The organism is Bradyrhizobium sp. BTAi1, assembly GCF_000015165.1.
Lineage (GTDB): Bacteria > Pseudomonadota > Alphaproteobacteria > Rhizobiales > Xanthobacteraceae > Bradyrhizobium > Bradyrhizobium denitrificans.
This window is the reverse complement of record NC_009485.1, coordinates 6692983-6710046: the sequence shown is the minus strand read 5'-3', so window position 1 is coordinate 6710046 and position 17064 is coordinate 6692983. Positions and strand designations below refer to the sequence as shown.

Genomic DNA, 17064 nt, shown 5'->3' with positions numbered 1-17064 from the left:
GACATGACGCAGGAAATGTCTAGCATGATTTACAGTATAGGTGTAAGCTGTAATTTACATAAGCGAGGGCCAGGACGGCCTCGCGGCAGGGGAGGCGGACATGGATGTGATGGCCCGGATCGAGAAATCCCTCGTCGCAGCGGTCGCGCTGGCCGATCGGCCCGGATGTCCGCCACGGTTGTCCGCCGCGATGCAGGCCGCGGTGTTTCCGAAGGGCGCGCGGGTGCGGCCGCGTCTCTGTCACGCGGTGGCGGCGGCCTGCGGCGACGACGAGCCGGCGGCGACCGATGCGGCGGGATCGGCGATCGAACTGTTGCACTGTGCCTCGCTGGTCCATGACGACCTGCCGTGCTTCGACAATGCCAAGTTGCGGCGCGGCCGGCCATCGGTGCATGCCGCGTTCGGCGAGCCGCTCGCGGTGCTCGCGGGCGACGCGCTGATCGTGCTGGCGTTCCAGACCCTCGCCAAGTCGCGCTGCTCGCCGCTGCGGCTGGCGCAGCTGATCGCCACCATCGGCGACGCCGTGGGTGTGCCGCATGGCATCGCCGCCGGTCAGGCCTGGGAATGCGAGCCGGAGATCGACCTGTCGCATTATCACCGCTCCAAGACCGGGGCGCTGTTCGCGGCGGCGACGGTGTCGGGGGCTGCGGCGGCCGGACACGCGAATCCGGAGGCCTGGCGCAGCCTGGGTGAGAAGATCGGCGAGGCCTACCAGGTCGCAGACGATATCCGCGACGCGGCCAGCGACGAGGAGGAGGCGGGCAAGCCGGTCGGGCAGGACGCCGCGCTCGGACGTCCCAATGCCGTGCTGCGTTATGGTCTCACCGGCGCGGTCAGCTATCTGCACGATCTCGTCGCTGACGGCATCCGCACCATGCCGCCTTGCGCCCATGCGCATGAGCTGCGCCTGCTGATGGAGCAGGAAGCCAAGCGTCTGGTGCCGCGCCGCCTGGCGGCATCGGCGGCGTGAGCTTTCGGCCGCGTTGGATGGCCACGCTCTCAAGGCGCGATCGCTGCTCACCCTCCCCTGGAGGGGGAGGGTCGACGCGCATGAGCGCTGCGACATCCGAGCTGGGATGGGGTGACAGACCATCCGCGTGTACTGCGCGGGTGATGCCTGAAAGGCCGACGGCAAAGCGAAGAATTTCGGGGCTCATCAGCGGCCATTTCCTGGCACACCCCACCCCGCCGCGCGCTTCGCGCACGGCGCCCCTCCCCCTCCAGAGAAGGGTGGGCAGCTCGACCCATCAACTGCGTGATCCAACGCCAATTCTGTCGCTGGAGCGTTAGGCTATGCCCGCGGCCCTCCGCCACGATACGCCGGCTGTCACGCGCTTACGTGATCGCTGGCGTGGCTGGCGCGATGCGTTGCTGGCGAGTGCTTCGTTCCAGCGCTGGGCGGCAGCGTTTCCGTTGACGCGGCCGATTGCACGCAAGCGGGCGGCGGAGTTGTTCGATCTCTGCGCCGGCTTCGTCTATTCGCAGACCTTGGCGGCCTGCGTGCAGCTCGATCTGTTCGAGACATTGCGCGGAGGACCTTGCAATGTCGCGGCGTTGGCGTCGCGTGCGGCGATGTCACCTGCCGCAATGATGAGCCTGTGCGAGGCGGCCAGCGCCTTGCAGCTGCTGGAGCGGCGCGGCGCGGCGCATTATGGGCTCGGGCCGCTCGGCGCGGCGATGCTCGGCAATCCCGGCATCGCCGCCATGGTTCGCCATCACGCTGCGCTGTATGCCGATCTCGGCGACCCCCTGGCGCTGTTGCGCGGCCAGGATCGCGCGCGCCGGCTGGCGCACTACTGGCCCTATGCGCTCGACCACAGCGGCGCGACGCTGACGCGCGACGACGTCGCGCCCTATACGGCGCTGATGGCGGCGTCGCAGCCGATGATCGCGGACGTCGTCCTCGCGGCCTATCCGTTGAGCCGCCACCGCTGCCTGCTGGATGTCGGTGGTGGCGACGGCAGCTTCCTCGCCGCAGCCGCGCGGGCCGCGCCGCAACTCCAGCTGAAGCTGTTCGATCTGCCCGAAGTCGCCGCGATCGCGCAGGAGCGCCTTACCAAAGCCGGGCTCGCCGATCGCGTCACGATCAGCCCCGGCAGTTTCTACGACGATCCGCTCCCCACCGGCGCCGACGTGATCTCGCTGATTCGCGTTGTGCATGATCACGACGACGATGCGGTGGCGCGGCTGCTGGCCAAGGTGCGCGCCGCCTTGCCCGACCACGGCGTGCTGCTGCTCGGCGAGCCGATGCGTGAGGCATCCGGCGGTAGCGACGGCGTCAGCGCGTATTTCGAGATCTATCTGCGCGCGATGGGGCAGGGGCGGCCGCGCAGCGCGGCGCGGCTGCGCGAACTGCTGAACATCGCGGGTTTTTCGCAGGTGCGAGTGCTTCGCACGCGCATCCCCATGATCGCCAGCGTGATTGTCGCGAATAGCTGACACTTGGAATGTAAATTTATGTTGACACTCTTCGTGAGCGGATTAACCTGACACCCGTAACTAAGCGGGCGTCGCCGGGGAGTTGGGCTATGGACGCGATCGCCGTGGTGCTGGGGAGGCCGAGGGAGTTGTCGCTGCAGCAGCTGCAGCTGGCGGATGCCCCGGACTGTCTCACCGTCGACATCGAATGGAGCGCGATCAGCACCGGCACCGAACGGCTGCTGTACGAAGGGCGCATGCCGTCCTTCCCGGGCCTGGGCTATCCGCTCGTGCCGGGCTACGAGGCTGTCGGCCGCATCGCGCAGGCTGCACCTCATTCGGGTTTTCGAAAGGGCGAGCGCGTCTTCGTGCCGGGCGCGGCGCGCTGCTTCGGCGAGGTGAGGAGCCTGTTCGGCGCCGCAGCCTCACGCCTCAACGTTCCTCCGCAGCGCGTGGTCGCGATTGACGAGTCCATCGGCGAGCGCGGCGTGCTGCTCGCGCTCGCGGCCACCGCCTATCATGCGCTGACGATCGGCGGCGACGGCCAGGCCGAATGCGTGGTCGGCCATGGTGTGCTCGGTCGTCTGCTGGCGCGGCTGATCATCGCAATGGGTGGGGATCCGCCTGTGGTGTGGGAAAGCAATCCGGAGCGCGCCGCCGGCGCGACCGGTTATCGCGTCATCGATCCCGCGACTGATACCCGTCGCGACTATCGCCTGATCTTCGACGCCAGCGGCGATGCCGGGCTGCTCGACAGTCTCATTGCTCGCTTGGCCCCTCGGGGCGAGATCATCCTCGCCGGCTTCTACAGTGCGCCGCTGACCTTCTCCTATCCGCCGGCCTTCATGCGCGAGGCGGCGATCCGCGTCGCCGCCGAATGGAAGCATGAGGACCTGCTCGCGGTGCGCAATCTGATCGACACCGGTCGGCTGTCGCTGGACGGGCTGATTACGCATCACGCCGACGCTTTGTCGGCGGAGAGCGCCTACCGGACCGCATTCGACGATCCGTCATGTCTCAAGATGGTCTTGGACTGGAGAGCTGCCCCATGAATGCCCCGACCAAGATCAGTACGATGACCGATGCCCTGCGGGCCGAAGCCGCGATCGAGCCCGACGCGCCCACGACGGCGGCGCCGAAGAAGGCGACGCAGATCATCGCGATCTACGGCAAGGGCGGCATCGGCAAGAGCTTCACGCTTGCCAATTTGTCCTACATGATGGCGCAGCAGGGCAAGAAGGTGCTGCTCATCGGCTGCGATCCGAAGAGCGACACCACGTCGCTGCTGTTCGGCGGCCGGGCCTGCCCGACCATTCTTGAGACCTCGTCGAAGAAGAAGCTCGCCGGCGAGGATGTGAAGATCGGCGACGTCTGCTTCAAGCGCGACGGCGTGTTCGCGATGGAGCTCGGCGGACCCGAGGTCGGCCGCGGCTGCGGCGGTCGCGGCATCATCCACGGCTTCGAGCTGATCGAGAAGCTCGGCTTCCACGATTGGGGCTTCGACTACGTGCTGCTCGACTTTCTGGGCGATGTCGTCTGCGGCGGCTTCGGCCTGCCGATCGCGCGCGACATGTGCCAGAAGGTGATCATCGTCGGCTCCAACGATCTGCAGTCGCTTTACGTTGCCAACAACGTCTGCTCGGCGGTGGAATATTTCCGCAAGCTCGGCGGCAATGTCGGGGTCGCCGGCATCGTCATCAACAAGGATGACGGCACCGGCGAGGCGCAAGCCTTTGCTGATGCGACGGGCATCCCGGTGCTGGCCTCGATCCCGGCCGACGACGACATCCGCCGCAAGAGCGCCAGCTATCAGATCATTGGCCGGCCCGGCACGCCCTGGGCGCCGCTGTTTGAGCACCTCGCGAAGAACGTCGCCGAGGCCCCGCCGCAGCATCCGCATCCCCTGACGCAGGACGGCCTGCTCGGCCTGTTCAAGGCCTCGGAAGTCGGCCGCGACGTGGTGCTGGAGCAGGCGACGCTTGAAGACATGTGCGGCAGCACGGCGGTGGCCAAGCCGTCGCTCGAAGTGATCTACGACAATGTGTGATGGGTGCGTTGCTGAGCAGCGGAATGTAGTGCAATGAGCGATGCAGTGATCCATCAGGCCGTGGGCGGCGCGGAGGCCGGCATGCCGGCGCAGCCCGAGGCGCTCGGCTGCCACGCCGGCAAGGCCGAGCTCAAGAAGGCGGCCGAGGCTGCCGGCAAGAGCGAGGTCTTGGCGCGCTATGCGGCGGACTATCCGGCCGGGCCGCATGACCAGCCGCAGAGCATGTGTCCGGCGTTTGGCTCGCTGCGCGTCGGCCTGCGCATGCGCCGCACCGCCACCGTGCTGTCGGGCTCGGCCTGCTGCGTCTATGGCCTGACCTTCACGTCGCACTTCTATGGCGCGCGGCGCAGCGTCGGCTATGTCCCGTTCAATTCCGAGACGCTGGTCACCGGAAAACTGTTCGAGGACATTCGCGACGCCGTGTTCAAGCTCGCCGATCCCGCCAATTACGACTGCGTCGTCATCATCAATCTGTGTGTCCCCACCGCGTCCGGCGTACCGCTGCAAATCCTGCCGAAGGAGATCAACGGCGTCCGTGTGATCGGCATCGACGTACCCGGCTTCGGCGTGCCGACCCATGCGGAGGCCAAGGATGTGCTGGCGGGCGCGATGCTGAATTACGCGCGCCGCGAGGCCGAGCAGGGGCCGGTGCAGGCGCCGCGCGCACCGCGCGGCGACAAGCCCACCATCACGCTGCTGGGCGAGATGTTCCCCGCCGATCCCGTCGGCATCGGCATGATGCTGGCGCCGCTCGGCCTTGCCGCCGGACCCTCGGTGCCGACGCGCGAATGGCGCGAACTCTATGGCGCACTGGACTGCGCGGCTGTCGCGGCGATCCACCCGTTCTACACGGCGTCGATCCGCGAGTTCGAAGCGGCGGGCCGTCCGATCATCGGTTCGGCGCCGGTCGGCTACGACGGCACGGCGGATTGGCTGGAGGCGGTCGGGGCGATCTGCGGCGTCGGACGCGGGCAGATCGACGCAGCGAAGAACGCAGTGCTGCCGGCGATCCGCGCGGCACTCGCGGCAGCGCCGATCCGCGGCCGCATCACGCTGTCGGGCTATGAAGGGTCCGAACTCCTGGTCGGGCGTCTCCTGGTCGAGAGCGGCGCCGATCTGCGCTATGTCGGCACGGCCTGTCCGCGCACGCGCTGGTCGGAAGCGGACTGTGCGTGGCTCGAGAGCCACGGCGTGCGCGTGCAGTACCGCGCCTCGCTGGAGCAGGATCTCGCCGCAGTCGATGAGTTCGCGCCGGATCTCGCGATCGGCACCACGCCGGTCGTGCAGAAGGCCAAGGCGCGCGCGATTCCATCGCTCTATTTCACCAATTTGATCTCGGCGCGGCCGCTGTTCGGCGTCTCCGGCGCCGGCTCGCTGGCGCAGGTCGTCAATGCCGCCATCGGCGGCAAGGCGCGGTTCGACGAGATGCGCACGTTCTTCGAAGGTGTCGGCGAGGGCGACACTGCGGGCGTGTGGCAGGACACGCCTGTCGCGCGTCCTGAATTCCGCGACAAGTTCCGCAAGGCGGTCGCGGCGCAGGCCAAGAAGCGCAAGTCCGAGGAGATGGTGTGATGCTGATCCTCGATCACGATCGCGCCGGCGGCTATTGGGGCTCGGTCTACGTGTTCACCGCGATCAAGGGCCTGCAGGTCATCATCGATGGCCCGGTCGGCTGTGAGAACCTGCCGGTGACTTCGGTGCTGCACTACACCGACGGCCTGCCGCCGCACGAGCTGCCGATCGTCGTCACGGGTCTCGGCGAAGACGAACTGGGACAGAAGGGCACCGAGCAGGCGATGAAGCGCGCCCGCGCCGCGCTCGATCCCGACCTGCCGGCCGTGGTCGTCACCGGCTCGATCGCCGAGATGATCGGCGGCGGCGTCACGCCGGAAGGCTCCAACATCAAGCGCTTCCTGCCGCGCACGATCGACGAGGACCAGTGGCAGAGCGCCAACCGCGCGCTGAGCTGGTTGTGGAGCGAATATGGCCTGCGCAAGATCCCGGAGCGCAAGCCGCGTGCGGACGGCGAGAAGCCACGCGTCAACATCATCGGGCCGATCTACGGCACCTTCAACATGCCCTCGGATCTCGCCGAGATCCGCCGGCTCGTTGAAGGCATCGGCGCCGAGATCAACATGGTGTTTCCGCTCGGCAGCCATGTTGCCGACGTGCCGAAGCTGGTCAATGCGGACGTCAACATCTGCATGTATCGCGAGTTCGGCCGGCTGCTGTGCGAGACCTTGGAGCGCCCCTATCTGCAGGCGCCGATCGGGCTGCATTCGACCACGAAATTCCTGCGCACGCTCGGTGAGATGCTCGGGCTCGACCCCGAGCCGTTTATTGCGCGCGAGAAGCATACGACGATCAAGCCGATCTGGGACCTCTGGCGTTCGGTCACGCAGGACTTCTTCGGCACCGCCAGCTTCGGCATCGTCGCCTCCGAGACCTATGCGCGAGGCTTGCGCAATTTCCTGGAGACCGAGCTCGGGCTGCCGTGTCATTTCGCAGTCTCGCGCTGCGCCGGCGCCAAGACCGACAATGACGCGATCCGTAAGCAGATCCACGAGCGGCCGCCGCTGGTGCTGTTCGGCAGCTACAATGAGCGCATGTATGCGGCGGAAGCGGGCAATCGCGCGATCTACATCCCGGCCTCGTTCCCGGGCACGGTGATCCGCCGCCACACCGGCACGCCGTTCATGGGCTATGCCGGCGCGACCTATGTCCTGCAGGAGGTCTGCAACGCGCTGTTCGATGCGCTGTTCAACATCCTGCCGCTCGCCACGCAGCTCGATCAGATCGCGGCGACGCCGGCGCGGCTCGAGCGCGAGCTGCCCTGGGAAGACGGCGCCAGGCTCGCGCTCGATCGGATCATCGAAACGCAGCCGGTGCTGGTGCGGATTTCCGCAGCCAAGCGGCTGCGCGATGCGGCCGAGCGCGGCGCGCGCCAGGCCGGACTCGACAAGGTGACGGAAGACGTTCTCGCGCGCGTGCGGCTGCAGCTCGCAACAGGCCAGGCCGCATGAGCGCGACGGGGTGGAGCGAAGGGAGAGGGACGATGTCGTTATACGAGCGCATGGATCGTGACGTCGCGCCGAGATCGCGCGAGCGGATCGAATATCTCCTGGTCTACGCAATGTGCTTCGCCGTGCTGATGGTCGAGGGCGTGCTGCGCCGGATCGGCTCCGTCATCACCGGCCACCGGCCGGCGCCGCTCGGCGCCATCATCGGCGAGGCGAGGATCAAGGCCGCGAACTGCGCGACCTCGTCCTTTATGGGGTTGTGAGTTAGAGGGCTGCCGGCTGAGCCCTGCGTGCTCTCTCAAGGAATTCGTGCGGCTCGCCGCACGGATGCCATCCCGGCGACGGGATGGCGCTTCGACGCTGCTCATTCCGGTGAGCGGCATCCGGCCGAAAGGCCAACACCAGGAGGTACCACTATGGTGGACGTACCAAACAAGGGAGGCTCTCTGTCGGGGCTGACCGAAGCGGAGGCTAGGGAATTCCATAGCATCTTCATGACGAGCTTTGTGGTCTTCACGGCGATTGCGATCGTCGCCCACATTCTCGCCTGGATGTGGCGTCCTTGGCTGCCCGGGCCGACCGGCTACAAGGCAGCGGCGCTGGATGGGGTGACCCACTACGCCAATATCGTGCTCTCCTACCTGACCTGACCGAAAGGAGAAAACTATGTGGCGCTTGTGGTTGTTGTTCGATCCCCGCCGGGTTCTCGTGGCTCTCGGCATCTTCCTGTTCGGACTGGCATTGGTGATTCACTTCATCCTGCTCAGCACGAATCGGTTCAACTGGCTGGAGGGACCGCGCGCTGCGAAGACGTCGTCGATCTCCGATCCGGCGACCCCGGTGAAGCTCACCTAACAGCTTCGCGTGACCCAAGGGAAGCGGGCGTGCGTCGGCGACAGACCTCGTTCGCCCGCTTCCCAAATATGGCCGTCAATGAATGCGCGGCCTGATGACATGACGATACGACACGCAGCATATCGAGCGACGGGCAGCGGAGGCAGGACCGATGGCAATGCTCAGCTTTGAACGAAAATACCGCGTCCGCGGCGGCACGTTGATCGGCGGCGACCTGTTCGATTTCTGGATCGGACCATTCTATGTCGGCTTCTTCGGCGTGACGACGATCTTCTTCACGTTCGTCGGCGTGGCGCTGATCCTCTACGCCACGGCGCTCGGACCGACGTGGAATCTCTGGCAGATCAGCATCAATCCGCCCGACGCCAAATACGGCCTGTCGTTCGCGCCACTCACCGAGGGCGGCTTCTGGCAGCTCATCACGGTGTGCGCGCATGGCGCGTTCGTCTCCTGGGCGCTGCGCGAGGTCGAGATCTGCCGCAAGCTCGCGATCGGCTATCACGTGCCTGTCGCCTTCGGCTTTGCGATCTTCGCTTATTTCACGCTGGAGGTGATCCGTCCGGTGCTGATGGGCTCGTGGAGCTACGCCTTCCCCTACGGCATCATCACCCATCTCGACTGGGTGTCGAACACCGGCTATCAGTTCGGCAATTTCCACTACAATCCCGCGCATATGATCGCGATCACGTTCTTCTTCACGACGTGTCTTGCGCTCGCGCTGCACGGCGGACTGATCCTGTCGGCCAGCAACCCTGGCCGTGGCGAGGAGATGAAGTCGCCGGAGCATGAGAACACGATGTTTCGTGATCTCATCGGCTATTCCGTCGGCACCCTCGGCATCCACCGCGTCGGGCTGTTCCTCGCGCTGTCCGCTGTGTTCTTCAGCGCCGTCTGCATCGTCATCTCCGGTCCCGCCTGGCTGCTGCCGGAAGGCAATGCCTGGTCGGATTGGTGGGAATGGTGGCGCAGGGTTCCGATCTGGTCGCCGCCGCAATGAGTTCAAGGAGAGGTCGTCATGGCCCAATACCAGAACATCTTCACGCAGATCCAAGTTCGCAGTAAGATCTATCCGGGCATTCCGATCGAGCCCGGAATCTGGGAGCGGCTCGGCAAGGGCAGCTTCAACTACTGGTTCGGCAAGATCGGTGACGCCCAGGTCGGCCCGGTGTATCTCGGCTTCCTCGGCCTTGCCTCGCTGATGACCGGCTTCGTCGCGATCGAGATCATCGGTCTCAACATGCTGGCCTCGGTGAACTGGAGCCCGCTCGAGTTCATTCGCCAGTTCCCCTGGCTGTCGCTGCAACCGCCGGCGCCGGAATACGGCCTGCAGATCTTCCCGCCGCTGCAGGAGGGCGGCTGGTGGCTGATGGCTGGCTTCTTCCTGACGACGTCGATCCTGTTGTGGTGGGCCCGCACCTATCGCCGTGCCCGCGCGCTCGGCCTCGGTACGCACGTCTCCTGGGCGTTTGCGGCGGCGATCTGGCTCTATCTGGTGCTCGGCTTCATCCGGCCGATCTTCATGGGGAGCTGGAGCGAGGCGGTGCCGTTCGGCATCTTCCCGCACCTCGACTGGACCAACAATTTCTCCATCACCCACGGCAACCTGTTCTACAATCCGTTCCACATGCTCTCGATCGCCTTCCTGTACGGATCGGCGCTGCTGTTCGCGATGCATGGCGCGACGGTGCTGGCGATCAGCCGCTACGGCGGCGAGCGAGAGCTCGAACAGATCGTCGATCGCGGCACGGCGTTCGAGCGTGGTGCGCTGTTCTGGCGCTGGACGATGGGCTTCAACGCGACCGCCGAATCGATCCATCGCTGGGCCTGGTGGTTCGCCGTGCTTTGTCCCTTGACCGGCGGCATCGGCATCCTACTCTCGGGCACAGTGGTCGACAGCTGGTTCGACTGGGGCGTGAAACACGGGCTGGCGCCGATGCGCTGAAGTCCCTGCAGGTCGAGACATGTTGGACAGAGTTGAGCAGATTGAGATGGCCGGGTGCAGCACGCGCCCGGTCAGTCTTTTGGAAGCGATGCGCGAACGGACCAAGGCGCTGCATGTGACGGCGGAGCGGACCGGGGTCGTCGCCGAGCTGTTGCGCGGCCGCGGCACGCGGCAGGCCTATGCGTTGCTGTTGCGCAATCTATTGCCGGTCTATGAGACGTTGGAGGCCGAGCTTGTCCGCCACCAAAGCTCGCTTGTGCTGAGCCGCATCGTGCGGCCGGAGCTGCATCGCAGTCCGGCGATCAAGGCCGATCTTGCGACGCTCGATGCGACCGGCCTGCCGCTGTTGCCCGAAGCGATCACCTATGTCGGCGCCATCAAGAAGGCGGGATCGGGCTCGGGCCATCCGCTTCTGGCCCACGCCTATACGCGCTATCTCGGCGATCTCAGCGGCGGCCAGATCATCAAGAAGATCCTCGCGCGGTCGCTCGCACTGCCGCCGGAGGCGCTGTCGTTCTACGAGTTTCCTGAGATCGCAGACATTCGGCGCTTCAAGGACGCGTACCGCGACGTGCTGGAGCTGGCCGGCGCTGCGATGGCCGATCCCGGCGCTGTCGTCGAAGAGGCGGCCACGGCGTTCAAGCTGAACATCACGCTGTCGGAGGCGCTGCAGGCCGCGGCGGGGCTCGGCGCCTGAAGATCAGCGCCACACGCCGCGGGACTTGCCTTCACTCCTCGCTCTGCGAGCGATACCACACCAGGTGCTCGAGGATGCCCAGCGTCCGCGCGGTGGAATTCCGGATGCTCTCCAGCATCTCGGGCATGCCGCCCGCTTCGGCGCCATGCGTCACTTCGAGCGCGGCGAGCTGCGCATTCTCCACCGTCGAGGCCGCCAGTTCCTTGTAGATCAGGCTGGCGCGCTGATCGAGCCGAAGACTCGGCCGCCGCGCGCCATCTATCTCCTCCTGGAAGCGCGCGCGGGCCGCCTCGGCCGTCTTGCGTTCCGTCAGGTCTGAGAAGATCAGCACGAAGCCGAGGACGCGGTCGTAGGGCGCAATGACTGGGTCGGCGCGCACCATCAGCGGTCGCTGCGAGGCCGCGCCGCTCAGCGTCAGCTCGCCACGCCAACTGCGCTTGTTGCGCATGAGGTCGTCGAGATTGGCGCGGAATTCCGCCGGGGCCGCGAAGTAGCTGCCGAGATCGCGCAAATGCGGAATGTGCGGATGCGAGGCGCGCAGCTGCTGCTCGAACGCCTCGTTCATGAGCAGGATGCGACCTTCGACATCGGCGATGATCACCGGTTGCTCCGACCGCAGCACCTGGGCGCTGATCGTGGCAAGCTGGTCCTGCGCAATCACCATGCGCACCGAGCGAAGCTGCAGCGCGACGTCGGCCACGGTCTCGCTGATCAACCGCGCCGAGGCCAGCTCGGCCGGTGACCATGGTTCCGACTTGCCTTCGACCAGCTGGTGCCATTGCGCGAAGGAGCGGCGCGGCGACAGATCCGATGGGTCGTCGCCGATGATGACCGCCTTGAGCGGATCGCCGCCCCAGGTCACCGTCCTCACCTGTTCAGGCCTGAACCAGAGCAGGTACTCGCCCTCGCTCGCCGAAAGCGGAGCTGCGATCAGGCCGCTCGCAATCGGGCGGAGATCCATGAAAGACGGTTCGTCCAGCGTCAGCGCGGCCGTCACCGTCAGAGCTTGCGGCGCCGGCTCCGTCGTCTTGCGCCGGCGATCGAGCCAAGCGGCGAGATCGCGGATGCGCTGCGTCGATGGAACGTCGCCGGCGGTGGTGACCTGGCCTTCGAACAGCAGCGCGGCGCCGGTCGCGCCGAGCGGCTGCAGCAGCGACTGTGAGCCGTCGAACAACGCCGCCTGCCATTCGCCGTCCCGCGAGACCGCCTCGACCAGCCGCTGCTCGAGCCGGCGGACGACCAGCTCGGACTGGCTCTGCGCGAAACTTTCGAGCGCAGCGATCCGGATCGCGCAGGTCTCGGCCAGCGCCTCGCAGGCCGCGCGGATATCGAACGGCACGAAGCGCGGCTCATAGTGATGACAGGCGACCAGGCCCCAGAGCCGGCCGCTGACGATCAGCGAGCACACCAGCGTGGCGCCCACGCCCATGTTCTGCAGATATTTCTGATGAATGGGCGACATGCTGCGCAGGCAGCTCAGCGACATGTCGAGGTCGCGCCCGTTCAGCGGCGAGATACGCGGCTGCAGCGGCACCGGTGTGTAGTTGACGTCGACCAGCAGGCGCACGCGGTTGCGCTCGTAGAGGCGGCGTGCGATCTGCGGAATGTCCGAGGCGGGATAGCGATTGCCGAGAAAGGCTTCGAGCTCGGGCCGCCGCCGTTCCGACAGCACCTCGCCATGGCCCTCGTCGTCGAAGCGGTAGACCATGACGCGGTCGTAGCCGGTGATCTCCTTGAAGATGGTCGCGGTCTCGTCGCTGAGGCCGAGCAGGGACGAGGCAGAGGTGATGCGATGGAAGGCGCCGTCGAGCGCAGGCGCGATGTTGGTCGTTTTCGTCGCCGGTTCCAGCTCGATGATCAGCCCGCCATTTGATGGGCGGTGAATTGTACAGTCGACGCGCCGCGGCGGCGTCCCCACCGCGCAGCGTAGGGTCATCGGCGCCAGATGCAGCGGGCCGTTCAGATGCGGCAGGATCTGCAGCGCCAAGTCGCCGCCGAGATCGCGCAGCGGACGTCCGACAACCGAATTGGTGTTGAGGAAGGCCGCCGCATTGGTGCTGGCCTGGATGACGAGATTGTCGGGCTCCTTGACCGCCAGCAGGATGCCATGCGGCTGGATCGAGCCTGCGAGATGAATCTGTTCGCGCTCGCAATTCGCAAGAGTAGCGTGGCCGAAGGCTGGCGTCGTCAGCGGAACGGGCAACTAGCTCCCCTTTTCGGTTTCCTCGCCGTTTTCTTCGAGTTGGCTCAGATTATACCGATCAAGCTTGGCGTAAAGGCTCTGGCGGCTGAGGCCGAGAATTTCGGCGGCCGAGGTCCGGTTCCCATTGGCCAGCTCAAGCGCGGCGCGGACGTAGTGCTGCTCGACGACCTCGACCGTACTCCTCACGAGATCGCGCAGCGGTGTCTTGCCGACCGATTCGTTGAGGCCGGCGAGCGCTGCTCGCAGATTGTCATGCTCCCCGGTCGGCGACAACCGCCTCGCAATGTTGCGCAGAACGAGGCCGATCCGGCGCTGGCCGTCCTGGCCATGCGCCGCGGCCGAAATCTCGACCTCCGTCTCGGTGCCAAGCTCGCCCTGGATGGTGGTCGACAGCAGCCGAACGGTTCCATGGCGCTCGACATTGGAGATCAGAACCGAGAGGTCGGCGCCTGGCCGCGTCAGCCAGCGGCTCAGCTTTTCGCCGACGAGCGCCTCTTTCGATCCGACCTCGACCAGCTCCAGGAATGCTCGGTTGGCGCGCGTGATGGCGCCGGTGACGTCGATGCTGATGACGGCGTCCGGAAGGTTGTCGATCAGCCGTTCCGGATCGTCCGACACCGGGCCGCGCTGCATGGACTTGCCGATCGGTGCCATCTGCAGCAGGAACATCGGTGCGTTGTCGCTGGTCATCAGCGATCCCCGGAGCATCCAGGGCGCGGCGTCCTCGCCGAGATGGATCACGATGCCTGGCGCCTTGCCCTGGTCGCGGACCCGCCGCAGCATGAGCTCGACCGGCTCGCGGTCCTTCTCCGGAATCTCGTGCAGGAACTCGCGGCCGACCAGATTGTCGCGGCGCCGGTTCGATACGCCGAGCGCGGCGGCTGCCGTTCGGTTGGCCTCGACGATACGCAGATCCGAGACCTTGGTTAGCAGTACCGCCTCGTTGGAATCCTCGATCACCAGCCGGTAGCGCGTCTCGATCTCGCGCAGGCGCCAATAGTCCCGCTCGATGGTCTGCTGCGCCGAGATCAGCCGGGCCTGCAGCTCGGCCACCGCCTGCAGGTTCTTGCCGATCGCCAGCATGCCGGCGCGGCCACCGAGCAGCACGGTGGTGAATTCCATCGGCAGCTCCAGGCCGCTGGGGAACCGCTGGGTGATCTGGCGAAAGGCGGAAATGCCGGTGCGCTTGGTGTCATGCATGATGCGCTCGATCTTCTCGCTCGCATCATCGACGATCTCCGACCAGAGGCGGCCGAGCCAAGCGTCGACATTCTCTGCAGACATGGATGGGGACAGCGTTGCCTCGCGGATCACGCCGTCCATGTCGAGCAGCAACGTCACGTCGGGTCGTGGACCGTGAAACTCGGCCATGGTCTTGGCACCCGTTGGATTCGCTCGCTAGGATTGCGTCGCCGTCACTTGGCGCGCTTTTTGAAGGTGCCGCGCCGCATCCCGCTAACGTATTGAGAGTCTTGGATATGTCGTTAGCCCACGCAGGGCCCTCAGTGTCAAGGCTTATTTACGAGCATGCAACTTTCGTTGGTATTCCTGCGCCTATTGCATGATCGAAGTGCGACTTAAGCGCCCAGTTTTGTCGTGCTTGTGAATGACAGTCGATCCTGACACTGGTAGCTGTAAGGAGCAATTACGTGCATTAACAACCAGGACTATTGGGAGGATCAGGAATGCTCAGAGCGGGTGTGGTTGCGATGGCTCTTACGGTAACATCTGCTGGTGCCGGCTTTGCGCTCGACGGCGGTGACCCGGCGAAAGGCGAACAGATCTTCAAACAATGCATGACCTGCCATCGCATCGGACCCGACGCGAAGAACGCTGTCGGCCCGGTGCTGACCGGCGTCGTCGGGCGCGCCACCGGGACGTATCCAGGCTTTGCCTATTCGGACCTCAACAAGCACGCTGGCGAGGCCGGCCTGGTCTGGACCGAGGACAATATCTTCGAGTACCTCCCCGACCCCAGCGCCTTTCTCAAGAAGTATCTGACCGAGAAGGGCAAGGCGGACCAGGCCGCCGGCTCCACCAAGATGGTGTTCAAGCTCGCCAACGAGCAGCAGCGCAAGGACGTCATCGCCTATCTGAAGACGTTCTCCGAGAAGAAGTGATCGAGGGCAGGACGGCGCTCAGGTCCTGAGCGGCGAGCCATCCACACACATGTGTCGTCCCGGCGAACGCCGGGACCCATACCGCGTGATCTTTCTTGAGGCGCGCTGCGCGTTGAAGCGCAACAGATCTCGGCCTGAGGTTATGGGTCCCCGCTTTCGCGGGGACGACAGCTTCGGGTGCCGTCGGCAGCCGGGCATAGGTGAGAGCGTCCCGCCGTCGGCAGAGCGCCTGAAACGACTATCCACTAAGAAGACTATCCACTCAGAAGACTATCACCGCCACCGCTGCCGGAGATCGGCGGCGTTGGCGATGCCGGAGGCGGCGAGGCAGCCTGCGAGCCAGAACCACGGCGCCCCGGTCAGAGCGCAGCGCACAGCGAGCAGCAGGAACACCCCGGCGAGCAGATTGGGCAGCAAGGCCCGCGGGCTGATGCCGCGCCGGCGCCGCCGCCAGATCCATGTCACGGCGATCAACTCCAGGGCGACGACCGCGAGTATCAGATCGACCAGATGCGGACTGCGAAACAGCTCATCCATTGCCCGAGTTGCTACGCCGCCTTCGCGAGCCCGGTGAGGTGGGCGATATTCTTGAAGAAGATCCGGACATGCGACAGCGGCTTGGCCCGCACCAGCTCCTTGTTCATGTAGGCGTCCCAGGTCAGCTGCTGGACGTCGCGGTCGCGGCAGATGGCGACGAAGCGCTCGCGGCGGGCGTCGTTCGTGTACCAGTAGCGCTGCATCATGCCGAGGATGAAGAACACCGCGCCATGCTTGCGCATGAAAGTCTTGCGGGCGGTTGCGAGGGCCGCGGCGTCTCCCGTCTTCAGAAACAGCGCCACCGCTTGCGCGGCGGCGCGACCGCCGGCCATCGCATAATAGATGCCTTCGCCGGAGGCCGGCGCCACCACACCGGCGGCATCGCCGGCGAGCACGACGTCGCGGCCATTGTCCCAGCGCGACAGCGGCTTCAGCGGGATCGGCGCGCCTTCGCGACGGATCGTCTCCAGATCGTCGAGCGCGGCCGCTTTCCGGAACTCGGCGACCGAGCCGCGCAGTGAAAAGCCCTTGCAGGCGCTTCCGGTGCCGATGCTGGTGGTCGGACCGTGCGGGAACACCCAGCTGTAGAAATCGGGGGAGAGCTTGCCGCGATAGACGACGTCGCAGCGGGTCGCGTCGAACACCGGGTGGCTGCGATCCGGCGAGCGGATAATCTCGTGATAGGCGAACACGTAGCGGATCTCACGGACTTCCGGGATGCATTGCCGCGCCACCGCCGACACCGCGCCATCGGCGCCGATCACGGCGCGGGCACGCACGCTGTCCTCGCGCACGCTGCCGTCGTCCATGCGACGCTCGTAATGCATCACGGCCGTACCATCGGTCTCGCTGGCTAGTCTATTGAACGTGCCGGTGCGGCGGACCGCGCCGCCCTCGGCGGCGCGCTGGCGCAGCCATTCGTCGTAATGCTCGCGATCGACCATGCCGACGAAGCCGCCGTCGATCGGCATGTCGACGTCCCTGTTGCTCGGCGACACCATGCGGGCCGACGAGATCCGGGCGACCAGCAGATGATCGGGGATCTCGAACTCGGCGATCAGCCGCGGCGGAATGGCGCCGCCGCATGGCTTGATGCGGCCGGCTCTGTCGAGCAGCAGCACATGATGGCCCTGGCGAGCCAGATCATTGGCGGCGGTCGCGCCGGCGGGGCCGCCGCCGACGACCACCACGTCGAACGTCTCGGAGGAGGACGAGGGGTTCATCG

Annotated in this window: 17 protein-coding genes; 13 read left to right on the top strand and 4 right to left on the bottom strand. The window is 66.0% G+C overall.

The window, feature by feature from the left end:
- Positions 1-100 precede the first annotated feature (100 nt).
- The 12 genes from BBTA_RS30175 (at position 101) to BBTA_RS30120 (ending at position 10979) form a co-directional block, all read left to right on the top strand.
- A complete protein-coding gene (locus BBTA_RS30175; protein WP_012046291.1) occupies positions 101-970 on the top strand; it encodes a polyprenyl synthetase family protein in 870 nt (289 codons plus the stop codon).
- 323 nt (positions 971-1293) lie between these two features.
- On the top strand, positions 1294-2439 hold the full coding sequence (locus BBTA_RS30170) for a methyltransferase (protein ID WP_012046290.1): 1146 nt from the start codon (positions 1294-1296) through the stop codon (positions 2437-2439).
- Positions 2440-2528: 89 nt separating this feature from the next.
- The gene (gene bchC, locus BBTA_RS30165; protein WP_012046289.1) at positions 2529-3470 is read left to right on the top strand and encodes a chlorophyll synthesis pathway protein BchC; all 942 of its coding nucleotides are present in this window, start codon (positions 2529-2531) and stop codon (positions 3468-3470) included.
- On the top strand, positions 3467-4465 hold the full coding sequence (locus BBTA_RS30160) for a chlorophyllide a reductase iron protein subunit X (RefSeq protein ID WP_012046288.1): 999 nt from the start codon (positions 3467-3469) through the stop codon (positions 4463-4465). The genes bchC and BBTA_RS30160 overlap by 4 nt, the downstream gene beginning before the upstream one ends.
- 33 nt (positions 4466-4498) lie before the next feature.
- Positions 4499-6037: a chlorophyllide a reductase subunit Y gene (gene bchY, locus BBTA_RS30155; RefSeq protein WP_012046287.1), complete on the top strand. Its 1539-nt coding sequence runs from the start codon at positions 4499-4501 to the stop codon at positions 6035-6037.
- Positions 6037-7488 (top strand): chlorophyllide a reductase subunit Z, encoded by a 1452-nt coding sequence (bchZ, locus tag BBTA_RS30150; protein WP_012046286.1) that lies wholly within the window; start codon positions 6037-6039, stop codon positions 7486-7488. The genes bchY and bchZ overlap by 1 nt, the downstream gene beginning before the upstream one ends.
- 32 nt (positions 7489-7520) lie before the next feature.
- Positions 7521-7748, top strand: a complete 228-nt coding sequence (locus BBTA_RS30145; RefSeq protein ID WP_012046285.1) for a hypothetical protein — start codon at positions 7521-7523, stop codon at positions 7746-7748.
- A gap of 153 nt (positions 7749-7901) precedes the next feature.
- Complete coding sequence (gene pufB, locus BBTA_RS30140) at positions 7902-8135, top strand: light-harvesting antenna LH1, beta subunit (protein WP_012046284.1); 234 nt, start codon at positions 7902-7904, stop codon at positions 8133-8135.
- Between the two features lie 16 nt (positions 8136-8151).
- Entirely contained in the window at positions 8152-8340 is a 189-nt protein-coding gene (gene pufA, locus BBTA_RS30135; RefSeq protein WP_012046283.1) for a light-harvesting antenna LH1, alpha subunit, read from the top strand.
- 151 nt (positions 8341-8491) lie between these two features.
- Positions 8492-9337 (top strand): photosynthetic reaction center subunit L, encoded by an 846-nt coding sequence (pufL, locus tag BBTA_RS30130; protein WP_012046282.1) that lies wholly within the window; start codon positions 8492-8494, stop codon positions 9335-9337.
- Between the two features lie 18 nt (positions 9338-9355).
- Positions 9356-10282, top strand: a complete 927-nt coding sequence (pufM, locus tag BBTA_RS30125) for a photosynthetic reaction center subunit M (RefSeq protein ID WP_012046281.1) — start codon at positions 9356-9358, stop codon at positions 10280-10282.
- Positions 10283-10301: 19 nt separating this feature from the next.
- Positions 10302-10979, top strand: coding sequence for a biliverdin-producing heme oxygenase (locus BBTA_RS30120; RefSeq protein WP_083780718.1), 678 nt, complete (start codon positions 10302-10304; stop codon positions 10977-10979).
- A gap of 31 nt (positions 10980-11010) precedes the next feature.
- On the opposite strand, the gene BBTA_RS30115 is transcribed toward BBTA_RS30120, so the two are convergent.
- A complete protein-coding gene (locus BBTA_RS30115) occupies positions 11011-13182 on the bottom strand; it encodes a GAF domain-containing protein (RefSeq protein ID WP_012046279.1) in 2172 nt (723 codons plus the stop codon).
- On the bottom strand, positions 13183-14553 hold the full coding sequence (gene ppsR / locus BBTA_RS30110; protein WP_012046278.1) for a transcriptional regulator PpsR: 1371 nt from the start codon (positions 14551-14553) through the stop codon (positions 13183-13185). It lies immediately after the preceding gene.
- 314 nt (positions 14554-14867) lie between these two features.
- On the opposite strand from ppsR, the gene BBTA_RS30105 reads away from it, so the two are divergent.
- Positions 14868-15302: a cytochrome c family protein gene (locus BBTA_RS30105; RefSeq protein WP_012046277.1), complete on the top strand. Its 435-nt coding sequence runs from the start codon at positions 14868-14870 to the stop codon at positions 15300-15302.
- Between the two features lie 273 nt (positions 15303-15575).
- On the opposite strand, the gene BBTA_RS30100 is transcribed toward BBTA_RS30105, so the two are convergent.
- Positions 15576-15839, bottom strand: a complete 264-nt coding sequence (locus BBTA_RS30100) for a hypothetical protein (protein WP_012046276.1) — start codon at positions 15837-15839, stop codon at positions 15576-15578.
- 11 nt (positions 15840-15850) lie between these two features.
- A complete protein-coding gene (locus tag BBTA_RS30095) occupies positions 15851-17062 on the bottom strand; it encodes a geranylgeranyl diphosphate reductase (protein WP_012046275.1) in 1212 nt (403 codons plus the stop codon).
- Between the last annotated feature and the right edge of the window lie 2 nt (positions 17063-17064).

What these genes read in the sequence shown, in the direction of transcription:
- BBTA_RS30175 (WP_012046291.1), top strand. Translation starts at nt 101, where the DNA reads ATGGATGTGATGGCCCGGATCGAGAAATCCCTCGTCGCAGCGGTCGCG.
- BBTA_RS30170 (WP_012046290.1), top strand. Translation starts at nt 1,294, where the DNA reads ATGCCCGCGGCCCTCCGCCACGATACGCCGGCTGTCACGCGCTTACGT.
- bchC (WP_012046289.1), top strand. Translation starts at nt 2,529, where the DNA reads ATGGACGCGATCGCCGTGGTGCTGGGGAGGCCGAGGGAGTTGTCGCTG.
- BBTA_RS30160 (WP_012046288.1), top strand. Translation starts at nt 3,467, where the DNA reads ATGAATGCCCCGACCAAGATCAGTACGATGACCGATGCCCTGCGGGCC.
- bchY (WP_012046287.1), top strand. Translation starts at nt 4,499, where the DNA reads ATGAGCGATGCAGTGATCCATCAGGCCGTGGGCGGCGCGGAGGCCGGC.
- bchZ (WP_012046286.1), top strand. Translation starts at nt 6,037, where the DNA reads ATGCTGATCCTCGATCACGATCGCGCCGGCGGCTATTGGGGCTCGGTC.
- BBTA_RS30145 (WP_012046285.1), top strand. Translation starts at nt 7,521, where the DNA reads ATGTCGTTATACGAGCGCATGGATCGTGACGTCGCGCCGAGATCGCGC.
- pufB (WP_012046284.1), top strand. Translation starts at nt 7,902, where the DNA reads ATGGTGGACGTACCAAACAAGGGAGGCTCTCTGTCGGGGCTGACCGAA.
- pufA (WP_012046283.1), top strand. Translation starts at nt 8,152, where the DNA reads ATGTGGCGCTTGTGGTTGTTGTTCGATCCCCGCCGGGTTCTCGTGGCT.
- pufL (WP_012046282.1), top strand. Translation starts at nt 8,492, where the DNA reads ATGGCAATGCTCAGCTTTGAACGAAAATACCGCGTCCGCGGCGGCACG.
- pufM (WP_012046281.1), top strand. Translation starts at nt 9,356, where the DNA reads ATGGCCCAATACCAGAACATCTTCACGCAGATCCAAGTTCGCAGTAAG.
- BBTA_RS30120 (WP_083780718.1), top strand. Translation starts at nt 10,302, where the DNA reads ATGTTGGACAGAGTTGAGCAGATTGAGATGGCCGGGTGCAGCACGCGC.
- ppsR (WP_012046278.1), bottom strand. Translation starts at nt 14,553, where the DNA reads ATGGCCGAGTTTCACGGTCCACGACCCGACGTGACGTTGCTGCTCGAC.
- BBTA_RS30105 (WP_012046277.1), top strand. Translation starts at nt 14,868, where the DNA reads ATGCTCAGAGCGGGTGTGGTTGCGATGGCTCTTACGGTAACATCTGCT.
- BBTA_RS30100 (WP_012046276.1), bottom strand. Translation starts at nt 15,839, where the DNA reads ATGGATGAGCTGTTTCGCAGTCCGCATCTGGTCGATCTGATACTCGCG.
- BBTA_RS30095 (WP_012046275.1), bottom strand. Translation starts at nt 17,062, where the DNA reads ATGAACCCCTCGTCCTCCTCCGAGACGTTCGACGTGGTGGTCGTCGGC.